The following is a 17,242-nucleotide window of genomic DNA, read 5'->3' as shown; positions in this document are numbered from 1 at the left end:
CACTTTCTAGCAAATCTGAAAAATAAAAAACCCCAGCAAAGCCGGGGTTTTGGGTCTATTCAAGAATTTTAGAAAGAATAACGTGCACCAAGCGCGAATGTACGTGAGTAGATACCGTTACCGAAATTAAATAAGTTATCATTACCTTTACCGTAGTAGTTCTGATACACATCATCTAGGATATTCGTTGCATCAAATGTCACAACAAAGTCATCATTTACATTGTAACTAAACTGGAAGTCTAAACTTTGCTCTGGGCGGCTCCAGAACTGAATCGGATTAGCAAAGCTAGCTGCTTCGTTACCGGTGTAAAACTCTGAACGCCACACGTAAGATAAACGCATGTCAAATGAATCACGCTCGTAAATACCGACGATGCTGTAAGACTCATCAGATACGCCAGCCATTTGCGACTTAACATATTCTGTAATCTCTCCAGCACGATTAAAGTCAGGAGTTTCTTGTGATGAATCAAGTAGTGTGAAACTTGCTTGTACACCAAAACCATTTAACATTTCTGGCAAGTTTTCAGGAAAATAGACAGCCCCCAGTTCAAAGCCCGAAAGCTCCCCGTTTGACGCATTCACTGATGTACTAATCACATAAGGTCTAGTTACACCATCATTACCTTCAAGAATCTCAGTCTTACGTCCAGGTAACACTAAGCCTTCAATTTCGCGGTTAAAGTAAGCAGCGTAAATTGAGCTTGTATCAGCAAAGTACCACTCAAGTGATAAGTCATAGTTTTTTGACTCTGTCGGTTGTAAATTAGAATTACCACCCGTTCCCGTACCATAAGGTATATCAGTTAGTGGGTCTTGTAATCTTACAACCGTGTTCAGGTCAGCAAAATTAGGCATACGCAGTGTTTCTGTATATGCTACACGTCCTACCACGTCATCAGTGATGTTCCAGTTAAGTACTAGACTTGGTAAAATTTTATCTGTTTTATTTTTACCTGTTGTTAGCTCACCATTGTTATCTGTATCATAAAACTTCATGTCTTGTTCATAGTTCACATAACGTAAACCAAATTCACCACTAATATCTTCCGTTAAGAAGAAATTAGTGGTTGCATAAAATGCATAAGAAGTTTCATCAATATCAAAAGATTTAGCTATACCTTCAACTTGAGCATCATATACTTGGCGAACCGCATCGGCATTTTTCAGTAAATAACTACCATCTGCAGTAATGAAACTATCAAATACATCCGCACGACCATCAAAATAATCATCTACTTTAAAAATTAAGCCACTTCCATCTCCTGATGCGCCTGCAGCGACTAGCTGTTCCATTAGGCTTGCAACTGAAGTATTGCCAATAACTTTATTATCATCTCTAGTAAATTCTTGTGCTGAACGGTTTTCGAAACGCCCACCAAATCGAACTTTATCTATGTAAGTACCGCCAAAAAGATACTCACCGTCAATTGTGAAAGTGATGGCATCACCGCTATTACCAGCAGCACTGTCATAAATAGTACTAGCATTCCAATTTTCTATCGCAGCCATATCAGCTTCGTTTACTGCGGTGTTTGGATCATCCCAAAATGAGATACTTGGCACACCATCATTGTCATTAAAGTCAACATCTAAACCATACGAAGTGCGATCAAAACGCATTGCAAAAAAGTCCGACTTATATTCACTGTCTTGATAAACCACTTCAGATTTAATAGTTAGATAATCGCTTGCTTGCCACTCGGCACCTAATGCATATAAGTAGCTATCTGTTGTTTCAGAGTTATAGTCACCACTTTGGAAGCCACCAGCACCGATTGCTTGTTTTTCTTTAACGACGTTAGTGCCATCAAATACTGTGGGGGTTTCAATAAAGCCGTTACCAGTTTCAAAGGTATTTGAAAACCATAACGCATTTTGAGATTGATTCTCGTAACCCGTGTAGAAACCTTCCGCCGTAATTTCAAGTGTTTCATTTGGTGCCCACTGCAAAGATATTGATGCTGCAGGGCGCTTACGCAAACCTGTAAATGAAGTACCGAAAATAGCATCTCGCGCTAATAAATACTCAGTTGGTTCACCTTCTACATTCAACGTAGAACCCTCTGATGATGGTAGACCATTTTCTAAACCACCTTGCCAAATTAGATTATCTTGAGAGTCACGGTCAGGGATTCGAGAATACGGTGAATAATTATGATGCGGTTTGTCAGTAAAAAATGGAAATGCTGCACCTGCTGTAATTGTATCATCGCGATAATGTGTTTCAGCGTATGAAATATTAACTAAAGCACCAAACTCACCTGCACCATCGATGTCCCAACGGTTAGATAATAATGCACTGATATTTGGATCAACTTTATCTGGCTGATCAGCATAAATAGCACGTGCCGCTAAAACGACTTTTTCACCGTCAAAGTTGAATGGGCGATGCGTTTTAATGTCGATCGCCCCTGCGATACCACGCTCAATTTGATCTGCCGAACGAGTTTTATAAACTGTAACACCTGATAGTAAGCTTGCTGGAATGTCTTGCAGCGCCACATCACGACCCGCGCCTGTAAAGATGGCACGACCATTAATAGTCGTATTGACGTCAGTAAGGCCACGGATTGAAACCGCACTTACTTCACCTGCACCACGGCCCGTTGTTTGTACACCCGTCACACGTTGAAGCGCTTCAACTACGTTGTTATCAGGGAATTTACCAATATCTTCTGCAACAATAGCATCCACGATTTGAACGCTTGCACGTTTTTCATCAAGTGCTTTGTTTAAACTGCCGCGAATACCTGATACCTGAATAACTTCCATTTCATCGACGTTCTTTTCAGGAGTATTTGGTGCTTGCTCTTGAGCGAAAGCAAATTGACAGGTAAATGCCATAACTACAGCACTGGCTATGTGTGTTCTTTTAAACATAAGCGGTGTTCTCCAAATTATAGTTATATCGGCCCGCTGAACTTTCCCCATTCAGTTACCGAAGAGTGACCACTTTATTGTGCAACGTGTGTTGTCAAAACGGTGCGCAAGTGAGTCTATATTTTATTATGTTAATACATTGCTGTCTGAACTTTAATCATATTGTATGACTATTTAACAGTCAACTCAAAAAGCCAAATTAAAATAACTGCCATTATGTTTACAAAAAACGTCGCAATTATAACATGTTACAAACTTAAAGCGTGCTGCGTTTATGTTTTGGTTATTCATTAATACCTATTATTATCATAAACTTAGCATGCAATCATTTGCTTGTTTAATTTGTCTTTAGTTCACCTAGAGCGACAAAAAAGGGCTAACAAGTTATTTACCCAGCGAATTTTGATGCTACTATGATTAAAATACAATAATACAATACAGAATCAATTTTTGCTGCACTTTTGCTGATTTGTTTCGATGTAAACAATCAGTTACTCAGTATAATCAGGCGTACACTGTGTATTATCTGGTCATTTAGAATGAGTTTTAAGCACTAAAGCAGCAGTTCGTACAACAATCATTAGTCACAGAGGACACTCATGAAGAAATTGAAAGCGTTAGCACTGCCATTGCTTTTTTCGAGCAGCTTAGCCGTTGCACAAAACCCATTATTTACCGATGTTTTTACAGCAGATCCCGCAGCACTTGTTCACAACGACACCGTATACCTTTATACAGGCCATGATGAAGCACCTAATAACGATGTATTTTTCGAAATGCATGACTGGCTTGCCTTTTCGTCTACCGACATGGTGAATTGGAAAAAGCATGGCCCAATTATGAAAGCCACTGACTTTAAGTGGGCAAAAGGCGAAGCGTGGGCTTCACACATGATTGAGCGTGATGGCACCTTTTACTTCTTTACCACAGTTCGCCACAACGATACAAAACCGGGCTTTGCTATTGGTGTTGCAACGTCTAAGTCACCGACAGGCCCATTTAAAGACGCCATAGGCCATGCGCTTGTTACAGACGATATGACCAAGCACACACCGAATGATTGGGATGATATTGATCCTGCTATTTATACCGAAGAAAACGGCGATACATACATGTTCTTTGGTAACTTAGTGCCAAAATATGTAAAGCTGAGCGATGACTTACTTTCGCTTGATGGGGAAATAAAAACAATCGATTTGCCAAACTTTACAGAAGCATTATGGGTGCATAAAAAAAATGATAACTACTATGTATCGTACGCCTGTGAGTTCCCTGAGAAGATCTGTTATGCAATGAGTAAAAGTATTCATGGACCGTGGGAATATAAAGGTATCTTGAATGAAATCGCGGGCAACAGTGAAACAAACCACCAATCAATTATCGAATACAAAGGTAAAGATTATTTTATTTACCATACAGGTGCAGTACCACCAATTGATGGCAAACCAAGTGGTGGGCGTTTTCGTCGTTCCGTGGCTATCGAACCACTTTACTACAATGAAGACGGCACACTTAAACGTATTATCATGACCACTGAAGGTCTCAGTAAACAAGACAAGTAATCTCAAAAAGGGCTCTTAAAGAGCCCTTTTTAGTGCTCAAATGTAATACAAATAAACATATTTACTGGAAAATCCTCACTTTCAGATAAGTAAAAACTTCCCTAAAAGAGTAAAAACAGCGAAAAAAACGCCAAAATTGGCAGCTTGAAAAAATTAAAATCACGCTGTACATATTGTAAACACTGACACTTCATGTTTACATATCAATTACCTTTGCAAAAGTATTTGCACATTTTAAATCGTACTATAAAATTACAATACTACGTTCTTATTAGTTTGATATAGGCACGCGGCAATTTTATTGACAACAATCGAATAAAAAATGAATCCCAGTTTCAAGAGGACACATAAAATGAAATTAAATAAATTAGCCATGGTCATAGCCTGCTCTTTGGCTGTGACAGGTTGTGGCAAAGAAGAGGGTACTAAGCTTAACTCGTCTCTTGCAGTTACCGAACCCCAAAGCGCAAAACCGACTGTAAGCAGCAGTGTTGAATACACTGAATCAGGGAGCGTAATGGTTACTAATGTCAGTGTACATGACCCTTCTGTTGTTAAAGTTGACGACACTTATTATATTTTTGGTTCACACCTTGCTGCCGCTAAATCAACTGATCTCTTGAACTGGGAAATGATTTCTAGCCTTTCAGCTAACGCAGCCGTTAATGAAAGCCCCCTATTTGATTACAACTACACAGGTGAAATTGCCGAGGGTATTGAATGGACAGATGGCTTTACTGGCAACTGGGCTGCTGATGTAATCAAAGCGCCAAATGGCAAGTTTTGGTTTTACTATAACCACTGTGCACAAGATAACCCAGATACACCGGATGTTGTTGATGAAGTGTGTTGGAACCGCTCTTACCTTGGTTTAGCTGAAGCTGACAACATTGAAGGCCCCTATAAAAATAAAGGCATTTTCTTACGCAGTGGCTACCGCAATGAGGCGGAATTTACAGCCTACCCACTCGATAACGGCCAAACAACATGGAATGGCGCCGTTGATCCAAACGTCATTGACCCTGCAGCATTCTATGATGCAAACGGCAAGCTTTGGATGGTTTACGGCTCTTACTCCGGCGGTATTTTCGTTTTAGCAATGGACGAAGAGACCGGTATGCCAGAAGCCGGTCAAGGATACGGTAAAAAACTAGTCGGTGGTGACTTTCGTGCGATAGAAGGCGCCTTTGCAATGTATAGCCCAGAGAGCGAGTACTATTACCTATTCTTCTCCGTCGCAGGCTATGATTTAAACGGTGGCTATAACATTCGTGTTGCTCGTTCAAAAACACCTGATGGTCCGTACCTAGATAACGCGGGTAATGACATTGCAGCAATAGGGGGCCTAGAAGTCGGTGAAAAAATAATGGGCGGCTTTGAGTACACCCAAGAACTTGGCGAAACAGCACCTGCTTGGGGCTATCAATCACCGGGGCATAACTCGGCTTACTACGATGAAGCAACAGGTCGTCATTTATTAGTAACACACACCCGTTTTCCACAAACATCAACTGAGTTCCCTGACAATACTGAAGCACACCAAGTTCGTGTGCATGAAATGTTTATTAACTCATTAGGTTGGCCGATGGCTTCACCACAACGTTATGTGCCGCTTGAGGGCGACAACATGGTGGTTGCTGATGAGCTTTACGGTTACTACAAATTTATCAATCACGGCACTGATGTAAATACTGATGCAATTCGTTCAATGCATATTGCATTAAATCAAGATCACTCTGTAACAGGTGATGATCCCGGTATCTGGTACATGATTGATGATTCTAATATCAAACTAGAGCTTGATTCTGGTACTTACTTCGGCGTGGCTAAATGGCAATGGGATGACGCCACCAAAGCGATGGCCGTCACTGTATCTGCAACATCAAGCGAAGGCGCTACCATTTGGGCAAGTAAACGTGATGAAATTACGGATACTGCAAACGTGCTGGGCACTGTTCAAGAAGCACTTGATATAAAAACTGAATTATCAATTGCAGACGAAGGCTATTCATTACCAACTAAAGGTAAAGATGGTGCAGCGATTAACTGGCAAAGTAGTGATGAATACTACATCACCAGCGAAGGGTCTGTGTTTATCCCTACGCCAGACCGTGGTGATAAATCCGTTACTTTAACGGCTAATATCTCTTTAAATGGCGAGAGCACAACCAAGACATTTAATGTAAACCTTGAAGCGCGTCCAGAATTTAAAAATGCGATTGCACACTACAAATTCGAAGAATCACTAAGCGATGGTTTAGGCAATCTAGGTGATGCAGGGGTGACAGACAACAACCTATTAAATGTGGGTGCAGGCACAGCCGCTTTCGCTGAAGGTCAAACAGGCAAAGCGTTTAACTTTGACGGTTCAACGGGTGTTCGTTTACCTGATGACTTAGTGACAAGCGATGAGTACACAATCTCATATTGGTTTAAACCGACTGTGTTGACCGACTTCACGCCAACATTTTTTGCTGCATCATCAGATGCGCGTTGGATGAGCTTGATTCCGGGTAGCACGCACTTTACAACAACACCAATGCTGTGGAGCCGTTACCTTGCTGAAGATGGCACAGAAATGTGGAACCAAATCATTTCTGGTTCTCCTGCGGTAATGGACTGGAATCACATTGCAATTACGTATGCTAACGGGACTACTACGCTTTATCGAGATGGTATCAGAGCAGGGTCAATGCCACGTCCGGATTTCTTCAGCACGCAAACAGGCAATTTTGCTCTCGGTGTTAACTACGGGTGGGATTTACCTTTCCAAGGTCAAATTGACGAATTTATCGTGTATGACTACGCCTTAAACAGCTTAGACATCAATGGTGCAGCAATCAACAACCTAACAGATCCGACTAAGTTCGAAAGTTTCATCACTGATGCGCTTGATTTAGGTGATGTCTCTGCAGTACGTGAAAGCTTCGAGTTACCACGTGTCGGTCCATTTGTGTCAGGTATTAGCTGGACGTCAAACAACGAAGAGTATTTAAAACCAGTTAACGGCACGGCTGTTGTGACTCAACCAAGTGCCTCTGCTGGCGACCAAGTAGTGACATTAACTGCAACTATTAAGTACAAAGACTTTACTGATACTAAGTCATTCGATGTAACCTTAAAATCACTTGCACCAGCTGAATACAGCTTCGAAGGTGACTTAAGCGCGCTTAATGGTGCCTACGCAACAGCTAAACCAACAGGTGGGTTAATCAATAATACTGGCGGTAATGTTACATACGTTGACGGTATCATTGGTCAAGCCGTATTCCTTGACGGTTCAGGTGTCCGCTTACCAGATAACCTTATTACAACCAATGATTACTCTGTATCTATGTGGTTAAAACCAGAAAGCTTTTCAGATTACACAACCGCATTCTTTGCAGGTGCAAATGCAGATACTTGGTTGAGTTATGTGCCTTCGATGGCTGGCTCTAGTCTAACTCGTTTGTGGGCAAATAATGGCGCATTCTTTGATAATGCAGAGCTAGATAGCCGCATCCCTCTCAAAGAGTGGACACATGTTGCCTTCACGGTTGATGGCACCAACGGCGATACGATAAAAATGTACGTCAATGGTGAACTTCAGCTAGAAGCGGGCGGTTTCCCTCGCGTGTTCACTGTACCTGGTGAAACCAATGAATTTGCATTGGGTGTTAATTACTGGGATACCCCTTATAACGGGGCTATTGATGAACTGAAAATTTTCAACGGTGCGATTAGTGCTGAAGAAATAAAAGCACTCTTTGACGCAGCTTCTGCACAAGAAGAGTAATAAGTAAGGTGAGCTGTCTCACCTTCCTTATTCGTTGTCGTAAAAAGCCAGACTCTGTCTGGCTTTTTTATGCACAAAGCGCTTTTAAACAAGGCAAACACATTGTATTGTAATATTTATAATACAATTAAGGAGTTCTCAATATGCTGCGTTTTCTCATCGTCTCAATGTGTTTTCTATCCTCTGTATGTACAGCAAAAATAATCGATTCAAAAGTCTTAGATAATGGCGGGAATGGCCCTTTCAATGCTGTTGCAACTACCGATTCATCACTTGAAAACTATGTAATTTACCGCCCCAAAGACTTTTTAACTACCGTCAAAAACTCATCAAAATTACCCGTTGTTGTGTTTGCAAATGGTGGATGTATGGATACCTCATACCCTTTTGAAAATATGCTCAGCAATATTGCGTCGCATGGTTATTTAGTCATCGCACTGGGGAAGATGCAATACAGCCTCGATGATAGACAACTTAATAAAGCCAGCAATTCGATGATCCCTCTTGCTATCGATTGGGTAACCGCTCAAGCAGCTAACCCCCTGAGTGACTTTTTTCAAATGGTCGATTTAAAGAACATTGCCATTGCTGGCCAGTCTTGTGGTGGTGCACAACTCCTTGCCACAGCGGCAGATAAAAGAGTAAGCAGTTATTTAATGTTTAATTCGGGCATTGGCGATATGACGATGGCCGATGCAGATAAACAATCACTAAAAAACGTGCATGCGCCGATAATTTACCTCGTAGGTGGGCCTACAGATATTGCAACTAACAATGCTCAACTTGACTATCAACGTATTAACCACGTGCCCATTGTGTTTGCAAATCATCGGACAGCCGGTCATTCAGGTACGTTTGAGCAACCTTATGGGGGCTCATTTTCAACCCTGGCTATCAAGTGGCTCGATTGGCAGCTAAAGAATATTGACACCAATGCCTCACTTTTTTTGAGTTCACAAGATACCTCGTTTCCGCGCTGGAACATCAAAGCTAAACAATTTTAAAAAGGAATAACATGAACACATCAGCACGACTCAAAAATTTAATACTAATCATATTTTTAACAACAATATCGCATGTCGCTAATGCGTCAGCACTGACGCAAGTTAATGTTGAACAAGGTACGCTAAAAGGCGTTGTTGAAGCTAATTTAACAGTATTTAAAGGCGTGCCTTTTGCCAAACCTCCTGTTGGCGAGTTGCGCTGGAAAGCGCCACAACCACCGGCAAACTGGCAAGGTATACGCGAAGCCAAAGAGTATGCCCCCGCCCCCATGCAAGCAGGTAACCCGGTTTCAGGTATCAGTGAAGATAGCTTGTATTTAAATATTTGGACACCCGCGAAATCAGCAGACGAGCAACTTCCTGTCTTTGTATGGATTTACGGTGGCGGGTTTAGTTTTGGCAGTTCATCAGATCCTATCTTTGATGGCACTCAACTCGCGAATAAAGGCGTCATTGTCGTTTCAATCGCGTATCGAGTAGGGCAATTAGGCTTTTTAGCGCACCCTGAGTTAAATAAAGAAAGTAAAGCCGGGGTGTCAGGTAATTATGGCTTACTTGATCAAATAGCGGCTTTAAAGTGGTTGAAAAAAAATATTAGTGCCTTTGGTGGAGATGCCAATAACCTGACTATCGCTGGCGAATCAGCTGGGGGAATTTCGGTCAGTATGCTTGCAGCATCCCCTTTAGCAAAAGGCTTAATTAACAAGGTGATATCACAAAGTGGTGGGTCATTTGGCCCCACTCGTACTAACAATTACCCTGGAGAAAACATGTCAACACTACAGCAAGCACAGGCTGAGGGGGTCGACTATGTTAAACAATTTGGTGCAACATCAATTGCAGAGCTTCGAGAAATGGATGCCACTAAATTTATTCCTAAAGGCTGGTCATTACCTGGGGGGTGGCCAATTGTTGATGGTTACGTGATTAAAGACGATCAATATACACTTTATCAACAAGGGCAATTCAATGATGTACCTGCTCTTATTGGTTATAACTCTGATGAAGGATTGAGTTTTGTATGGGATCCTGATGTAAATAAATTTGTAGCTGGAATCAAAAAGCGCTACGGCCCTTTTGCTGAAAGATTATTAGACGCCTACCCAGTAGCTAAAAACAGTATACCTCGCAGTGCCCGTAACCTAGTTCGTGATGCGGCTTTTGGTTGGCACACATGGAGCTGGGCAAAGTTACAAACACAATATGGTAATGCGCCTGTGTACCTGTACTACTTCGATCATCACCCTGCCCGAAAGAGTGGTGCAAAAGATGAAGATCACGGCTCTGCTCACGGTCATGAAATTGCGTACGTGTTTAAAAACTTGAATAAGTCAGATCCCAATGTCACACCAAACGACTTAAAAATGTCAGAGGTTATGGCAACGTATTGGACTAACTTCGCTAAAAACGGGAATCCCAATAATGACGCACTACCAAACTGGCCAGCTTTTGATGATGAAAAGCCGAGTACAATGTACTTCCAACAACAGCCAAAAATAGGGCCTGTGCCAGACATCAAAGCACTCGAAACGTTAGATCAGTATTTTCAGTGGCGTCGAACAGCAGAAGGCGAAAAATGGGCAAATAAAGCAGCTAATTAAACATTAATCTTATAGAGCAGTGCAGGTTTAACTTTTAAAAAACCTGCGCCATGCTCCCGTGTTAACTTACTTTATTGGGTCGTTGAACGTGTCTTAATAAGGTGACTAGTGCGCAGTTTTACTCACTTTTCCAAAACTGCCACCACTTTTTGTTACTCGCGGTATCTGTTTTACTCAACGCTGAGCTTGCTGTTTCATGGGGATACCTTATACGATAAGACGGATCACTAAAGGCAGGGTTAAGTGCCGTTGAGTTATTCATTCTATCATAGTCATCTAAGTGGGGATTAGAATAAAACTCTTCGACTGGATACGGTAAATAAGCCTCGTCATACCCTGAATATTCAAAAATAAAACGTTTCGCTTTTTCATTTCTAAGGAATGCATTCCGAAACAAATGCCATTCAGCATCATCAATATTCATATAAAAATATTCACTCGCATCCAGAATGAGATACTCGTACTCTAGCTCATCAAAAAGCGCGATTGTCTTATCTAAATACCCTATCGCTATTTCAGGCTCTTGAAATAACTCAGTAAAAAACCGATGTGAGTTTTCTATATTTTCTTTCGCTTTTTTGACCGTCGTACACGGTAAAGAGATCGTATCGTAGTGTAAATTACCCTCTCCATCCATGTATTCAATTTTAGACTCGATGAAATCATCTTCATTGAAAAACATTAACCAGACTATTGGTATTTGATAACCTGCTTCAGCTAACTCAATGTACTGACCACCTTCACTTTGCAGCTGATGCACACTTGAAATTGGTTTACTTGAATTAATTAAATAAGACATTTACAACTCCTACTCCCTGAGAAAGCAACCAGCGCATTCCCTTAAACTGTATAATTATACCTTCACGTTATATTAACAGGAACAAAAAAAGCCACTCATAAATGAAGTGGCTTTGGTTTGAGTCGATTCTTTACTTATGACTTAATGTGGTTCACGCAGGTGGAACACTTGGCACTTGTTACCTAAATCGGGTTGTTGTGCAAAGTTAGTGTTTTCAGCCAAGCCACAGTTACTTAAGCCTAATGCTTGTTTTGTGTAACGGTTGATAAGCATGATGCCACCGCCTTCAACTGGGGCAATGCGCCACTGTGCTGTTTTCGCGGCACACGAAGCCATCTCTACATTGGCACCCGGCACGAGTGCATTATCGGCTACTGCAGCACAGAACTCGCTGTCAGCGCTTTGTTTAAGGCTTACATAACCCGTATCTGTTGGTGTGAAGAACCATTGCTGTGCGTCTTTATGCGTATAAGCGTGTTGCTCAACATTAGTACCAGCTTTAACTGTACCAGCTACGCTCAACGCTTTACCACTTTGTTGGCTTAATACCACAACACTGCCCATAGGGCGTAATTGCCAGTCGCCACACGCTGTTGTGTCGCTTTGCTGTAAAACCGCTTGATTTTGCGCAGCCGAACACCCTGCAACCGCTAAAGGTTTGCCTGTGTAACGGTTAGTAATAGACACATTACCGTCTGTGCTTGGTGCTACTTTCCATTGCTGGCAGAAGTTATTGCGCCATGCCGCAGATTGTACTTTAGCGTTGTCAGCCTCGTTACAGCTTTCAAGTTCAAGGAACTTGCTGTCTTCGCGGTTGGCTAAACGAACAAAACCGTCTGTTGTTGCATCAATAACCCACTGACCATTGGTGCTTGCACACTGGCGCTGCACTGCGCGCGCATCTTGTGGGTCTGCAGCGATGTCTAAACATAGGCCACTTGTGGCATTCACTAATTGGTAGCGTTGACCTTGTACACGTGTTACCAGCGGGCCATATTCACCTGATGGTGGGGCGACTTCAACACCCGGCGTTAATGGTTTACCAAAGTTTGGTGTTCCATCGTTGTTCCAAGTGAATTTTTGCGCACGTAAAGAACGCGTTGCGCTACAACCGTGCTCTACTGAATCATTACCATGGTAAACCAGCCAATCTTCAGTGCCATCTGGCGACGTGAAGAAACCATTATGACCTGGGCCAAATACGTCTTCTGTGCGCTCAAATACCGGCTTGTCGTATTTTTTCCAGCTGCTGGCTTTAAGTGGATCATCACCTACAAGCTCAAGCATACCCAGCTTGTAGTCAGGGGTATTACAGAAGCTTGCTGAGTACGTCATAAACGTACGCCCATTGTGCTGTATAATTTCAGCGCCTTCCGTTACTTTACGACCACTAATTTCCCAGTCTAGCTCAGGACGCGTGATCACCGTGTGTGGAGAGTTCTTTTTCAGTGTCCATGGGTTTTCCATTTCAGCAATAATGTTTAACTGTTGATCGCCCTGCCACTGTGAGTAAATCACATACAGTTTATCGTTGTATGTTAGGTAGTTACCGTCGATATTCCATACGTTTGGCATTAATGCCCCTTTGTATTCGTATGGACCCATAGGGTCATCACCGGCACTTTCTAAAACATTTAAGTGTTGGTTATCTAGCGTGCCATCGGTACCGGCTGTGTACATCATGTACCAACGATAGCCATTTGGCCCTTTTAGACGATGGAATTCAAACGCCCAGAAGTTACAACAACGTTCAGGGTTTGAATCAGACCACACATTGACAGGTGTTGCATCTGCAAGACCAGCAAGTGTGGGCGATTTTCGCATCACTAATTCAGAAGTCCATGTTGTTGTGGTTAAGTAATAGTTACCATCCCAATACTCAAGCCATGGATCGGCGCCATTAGGAAACAGCGGATTGGTAAATATGCCATTATCTTGAATGGGCGCTTTTTCTGTGGCTGCTACATCAGTTTTTTTAGCTGTGTTGTCTTCAGCCGTTGTCTGACAGCCAGTCAGCGCGCCAAACGACAAGGCAAATAGGCTGGCTAAACCGGCCTTTTGCATTGCGCTTTTAAGCTTTGTTGTTTTCACGTTTGTGTTCCTTTATTTTGTACCAAATTCGTACACGATGCGTGTTGAGTACACGTCACCCGGTAATAATGTTGTGCTTGGGAACGTTGGCTGATTGGGTGCATCTGGGAAGTGTTGTGGCTCTAAACAAAAACCACTTCTGAAGTTATGCACTAAGCCAGACGCTTGCTTGCTACTACCGTCTAAGAAGTTACCTGAATAAAACTGTACGGCAGGCTCTTCGGTGTATACGGTTAATGTACGACCTGAGTTTGCTTCGTAAACCGTGGCCGCCTCAATGAGCTCTTTGCTTGGTGTGTCTTTTAGTACAAAGTTATGGTCGTAGCCTTTACCAAGCTGAAGCTGTTCATTGCTTACTTTTATATCTTGACCAATTGCTTTAGCAGTACGGAAGTCAAACGGTGTGTCTGCTACATCCATTAACTCTCCCGTTGGGATTAAGCCACCATCTACAGGCGTAATCGCTTTGGCGTTAATTTGCATTTGGTGATCAAGAATGTCGCCTTTACCCGCTAAGTTAAAGTAGCTGTGCTGCGTCATATTGATAATGGTAGGCTTGTTCGTTGTAGCAATAAACTGCATGTCTAGCGTGTTGTTATTGGTTAACGTGTAAGTCACTTCAGTGGTTACTTCACCTGGGTATCCTTGGTCACCATCGGGGCTAACAAGGCTTAGGGTCACGCCTGCACTGTTTTGCGTAGTGAACGGTGTCATGTTCCATACTTTTTTGTCGAAACCTTGCACACCCCCGTGTAAATGATTGTCGCCGTCGTTAGTGGCAAGCTGATATTCGGTGCCATTTAACGTGAATTTACCGTTCGCAATACGGTTACCAAAACGACCAATAATAGCGCCAAAGTAAGTCGTTGCTTTTGTGTAAGCGTCTAGGTTATCTAAACCCAGTACAATATTACCCATTTCGCCTTTTGCATCTGGCGTTTCAATGCGCGTGATAATACCGCCGTAGTTGATTACATCAACACTAATGCCATTGCTGTTAGTGAGTGTTACTTGATTTACAGGGGTTTGATCTGCAAGCACGCCGTAAGCCGTCATAGATGCTGAAGGGGAAGTTGTCATATTGTCTCCTTGATGAGCACACGCTGGTGTAAGGGCAATCCCACATGTCACCAACAATGCATAAAGCCCGCGCGACTTTTTCGTGTTCGAACCGGCTGTTTGATGAGTTGTTTTTAAACCTTGGAAAACACATTGCAATGACATATGAATAACCTTTTTTTAATTGTATTTATAGTTTTATAATACAAATAAGGGGTTCATTGCAAATTTAATCGCTAAAATTGGATTTTGCCGTCTTTTACCATAATGCAGTCCATGCCCGCACTTTTTGCTGCTTGATAGCCAATTTGTGTATCTTCAAACACCACGCATTTACTGGGTTCAACACCTAATTGCTCAGCCACTTTTAAAAACGTTTCTGGGTCTGGCTTACCTTTACTCACATCACTTGCGGTAACTAAGGCGCCTATTTTATTAATTAAATTAGTATCTGTTAGGTGATCAATTGCATGCTCGCGGTCAGCCCCTGTACCCACTCCCATTGGCAGTACGCCATGGTATTTCTCAAGTACAGCGACGGTTTCGTCAATTACCAATGGATGGTGCTGTAAATCAACCCAAAATTGGTGCTTGTCTTTAGCAACAACGAGAGGGTCGTGATCTAAACCAAATTTTTCATTGAGCATTTCAATGGTTTTAACGGTCGGTATGCCACCCAAGCTATACATGTAGTCGTAATCGAACGGATAACCATACGCTTCACAGGCTTTCTGCCATGCTTGCAAATGACTGCCCATTGAGTCAATTAAGGTGCCGTCCATATCAAAAATAATGCCTTGGTAGGCGCTTAAGTCGATCATATCTACTCCTAAAAAGTGTTACTTCACAATAGCATAAGCCAGCGAGGAGCGAGGCTCATCACTGGCTTAATCGACAACAAAATTTGACTGAACATGCTAAAAGCATGCCCTAGTACTTTATGTACTCGTTTTTACAGGCCACGTTTTAGCATGTAATAAGCTGCGTTATGACGAAGCTCTGTTTTGAAACCACGAATTGTCGTATCGTTATCGATGATCATTGTTTCAACGCCTGCCATTTCAGCAAAATCAACGATCATATCAGTTGTGACTGCTTGGCTGTATGCAGTGTGGTGTGCACCACCAGCGTGGATCCATGCAGCAGATGCAACAGATAGATTTGGTTTTGGTTCCCACAGTGCTGAAGCCACTGGTAAGTGAGGTAAATCAGCTGGCGGAGCCACTGTATCTACTTCGTTGATTAGAATGCGGAAACGGTTACCCATATCAATTGGTGATACGTTAATTGCAGCGCCTGGTTTTGCAGTAAACAATAAACGGCCTACATCACACTTCACACCGATCGTGTGTTGGTGAACTTCTAAGCGTGGTTTTTGTGCTGCAATTGAAGGACATACTTCTAACATGTGCGCGCCAAGTACTTGGTCAGTCTCACCCATGTTGTAAGTGTAATCTTCCATGAATGAACAACCGCCTTCACGGCCTTCACCCATTACTTTCATGATGCGAACCATCGCAGCTGTTTTCCAGTCACCCTCACCACCGTAGCCATAGCCTTTCGACATTAGGCGCTGTGTAGCAAGACCCGGAAGACCCGAAAGACCTGATAAGTCTTCAAAACAGTTTGTGAATGCTTTAAAGCCGCCTTTCTCTAAGAAACGCTCCATACCAAGCTCTAAACGTGCTTCGTTGCGCAGCATTTTCACGGCGTAATCGTCTTGTAGAGTTTCGTCAGCAATTACATAGTCTTGCTTATAAAGTGCTAACTGTGCATCGATTTCGTCTTCAGTGATTGTATCAACCACTTTTACAAGCTCAGCGACACCAAACGCGTGTACTTCATAACCAAAGGTGATTTGTGCTGAAACTTTGTTACCTTCTGTTACCGCTACTTGACGCATGTTGTCGCCAAAACGCGCTACTTTAAGTGTTTGGCTTTCTGCCCAGCCTTTCGCCGCACGACACCAGTCATCTAACTGCTTTTGTACGTCAGCACGTTGCCAGTGACCCGCAACCACTTTGCGCTCTTTACGCATTACTGTACCGATGAAACCGAACTCACGGTCACCGTGCGCACTTTGGTGCGTATTCATGTAGTTCATGTTGATGTCAGACCAAGGAAGGGCTGCATTGAACTGAGTATGAAGGTGTAACCAAGGCTTACGTAATTCGCTTAGGCCAGCAATCCACATTTTCGCAGGTGAGAAAGTGTGCATCCATAATACTAAACCAACACAGTTAGGATCGGTATTTGCCGCTTGGCAAACAGCGTGAATTTCTTCAGGTGACTTAACGGTAGGCTTACATACCAAGTTTACTGGTAGGTTCGCTTCGCTGTTTAAGCCCGCTACAATTGCTTCGCTGTCTTTGGCGACCGTTTCTAACACCTTAGGACCATAAAGATGTTGTGAGCCGGTAACAAACCAGACTTCTTTCGTCATCGTCGTCATGTTAATAATCCTCT

Annotated in this window: 10 protein-coding genes; 4 read left to right on the top strand and 6 right to left on the bottom strand. The window is 42.5% G+C overall.

The window, feature by feature from the left end:
• Positions 1-68 precede the first annotated feature (68 nt).
• A complete protein-coding gene (locus tag ACSSVW_RS14170; RefSeq protein WP_454179540.1) occupies positions 69-2,885 on the bottom strand; it encodes a TonB-dependent receptor in 2,817 nt (938 codons plus the stop codon).
• A gap of 599 nt (positions 2,886-3,484) precedes the next feature.
• Here ACSSVW_RS14170 and ACSSVW_RS14165 point away from each other — a divergent pair.
• The 4 genes from ACSSVW_RS14165 to ACSSVW_RS14150 all read left to right on the top strand — a co-directional run bounded on the left by ACSSVW_RS14165 (position 3,485) and on the right by ACSSVW_RS14150 (position 10,827).
• Positions 3,485-4,447, top strand: coding sequence for a glycoside hydrolase family 43 protein (locus ACSSVW_RS14165; protein WP_036973618.1), 963 nt, complete (start codon positions 3,485-3,487; stop codon positions 4,445-4,447).
• A gap of 352 nt (positions 4,448-4,799) precedes the next feature.
• Positions 4,800-8,222 (top strand): LamG-like jellyroll fold domain-containing protein, encoded by a 3,423-nt coding sequence (locus ACSSVW_RS14160; RefSeq protein ID WP_454179539.1) that lies wholly within the window; start codon positions 4,800-4,802, stop codon positions 8,220-8,222.
• A gap of 143 nt (positions 8,223-8,365) precedes the next feature.
• On the top strand, positions 8,366-9,226 hold the full coding sequence (locus ACSSVW_RS14155) for an alpha/beta fold hydrolase (protein WP_454179538.1): 861 nt from the start codon (positions 8,366-8,368) through the stop codon (positions 9,224-9,226).
• An 11-nt stretch (positions 9,227-9,237) separates the two neighbouring features.
• Entirely contained in the window at positions 9,238-10,827 is a 1,590-nt protein-coding gene (locus ACSSVW_RS14150; protein WP_454179537.1) for a carboxylesterase/lipase family protein, read from the top strand.
• 118 nt (positions 10,828-10,945) lie between these two features.
• Here ACSSVW_RS14150 and ACSSVW_RS14145 read toward each other — a convergent pair whose 3' ends face one another.
• From ACSSVW_RS14145 to araA, 5 genes are all read right to left on the bottom strand, one after another.
• The gene (locus ACSSVW_RS14145; protein WP_036973621.1) at positions 10,946-11,626 is read right to left on the bottom strand and encodes a hypothetical protein; all 681 of its coding nucleotides are present in this window, start codon (positions 11,624-11,626) and stop codon (positions 10,946-10,948) included.
• A gap of 141 nt (positions 11,627-11,767) precedes the next feature.
• Positions 11,768-13,717, bottom strand: a complete 1,950-nt coding sequence (locus ACSSVW_RS14140) for an RICIN domain-containing protein (RefSeq protein WP_230236565.1) — start codon at positions 13,715-13,717, stop codon at positions 11,768-11,770.
• A gap of 12 nt (positions 13,718-13,729) precedes the next feature.
• Positions 13,730-14,797 carry an aldose epimerase family protein gene (locus tag ACSSVW_RS14135; protein WP_259369866.1) on the bottom strand — a complete coding sequence of 356 codons (1,068 nt, stop codon included), beginning with the start codon at positions 14,795-14,797 and terminating at the stop codon, positions 13,730-13,732.
• A 215-nt stretch (positions 14,798-15,012) separates the two neighbouring features.
• The gene (locus tag ACSSVW_RS14130) at positions 15,013-15,597 is read right to left on the bottom strand and encodes an HAD family hydrolase (protein ID WP_036973623.1); all 585 of its coding nucleotides are present in this window, start codon (positions 15,595-15,597) and stop codon (positions 15,013-15,015) included.
• 131 nt (positions 15,598-15,728) lie between these two features.
• On the bottom strand, positions 15,729-17,228 hold the full coding sequence (araA, locus tag ACSSVW_RS14125) for an L-arabinose isomerase (RefSeq protein WP_074989529.1): 1,500 nt from the start codon (positions 17,226-17,228) through the stop codon (positions 15,729-15,731).
• Between the last annotated feature and the right edge of the window lie 14 nt (positions 17,229-17,242).

It is taken from the genome of Pseudoalteromonas sp. MBR-15 (assembly GCF_053628915.1).
The sequence above is the reverse complement of the archived record's forward strand: the minus strand, read 5'-3'. Positions and strand labels throughout refer to the sequence as shown.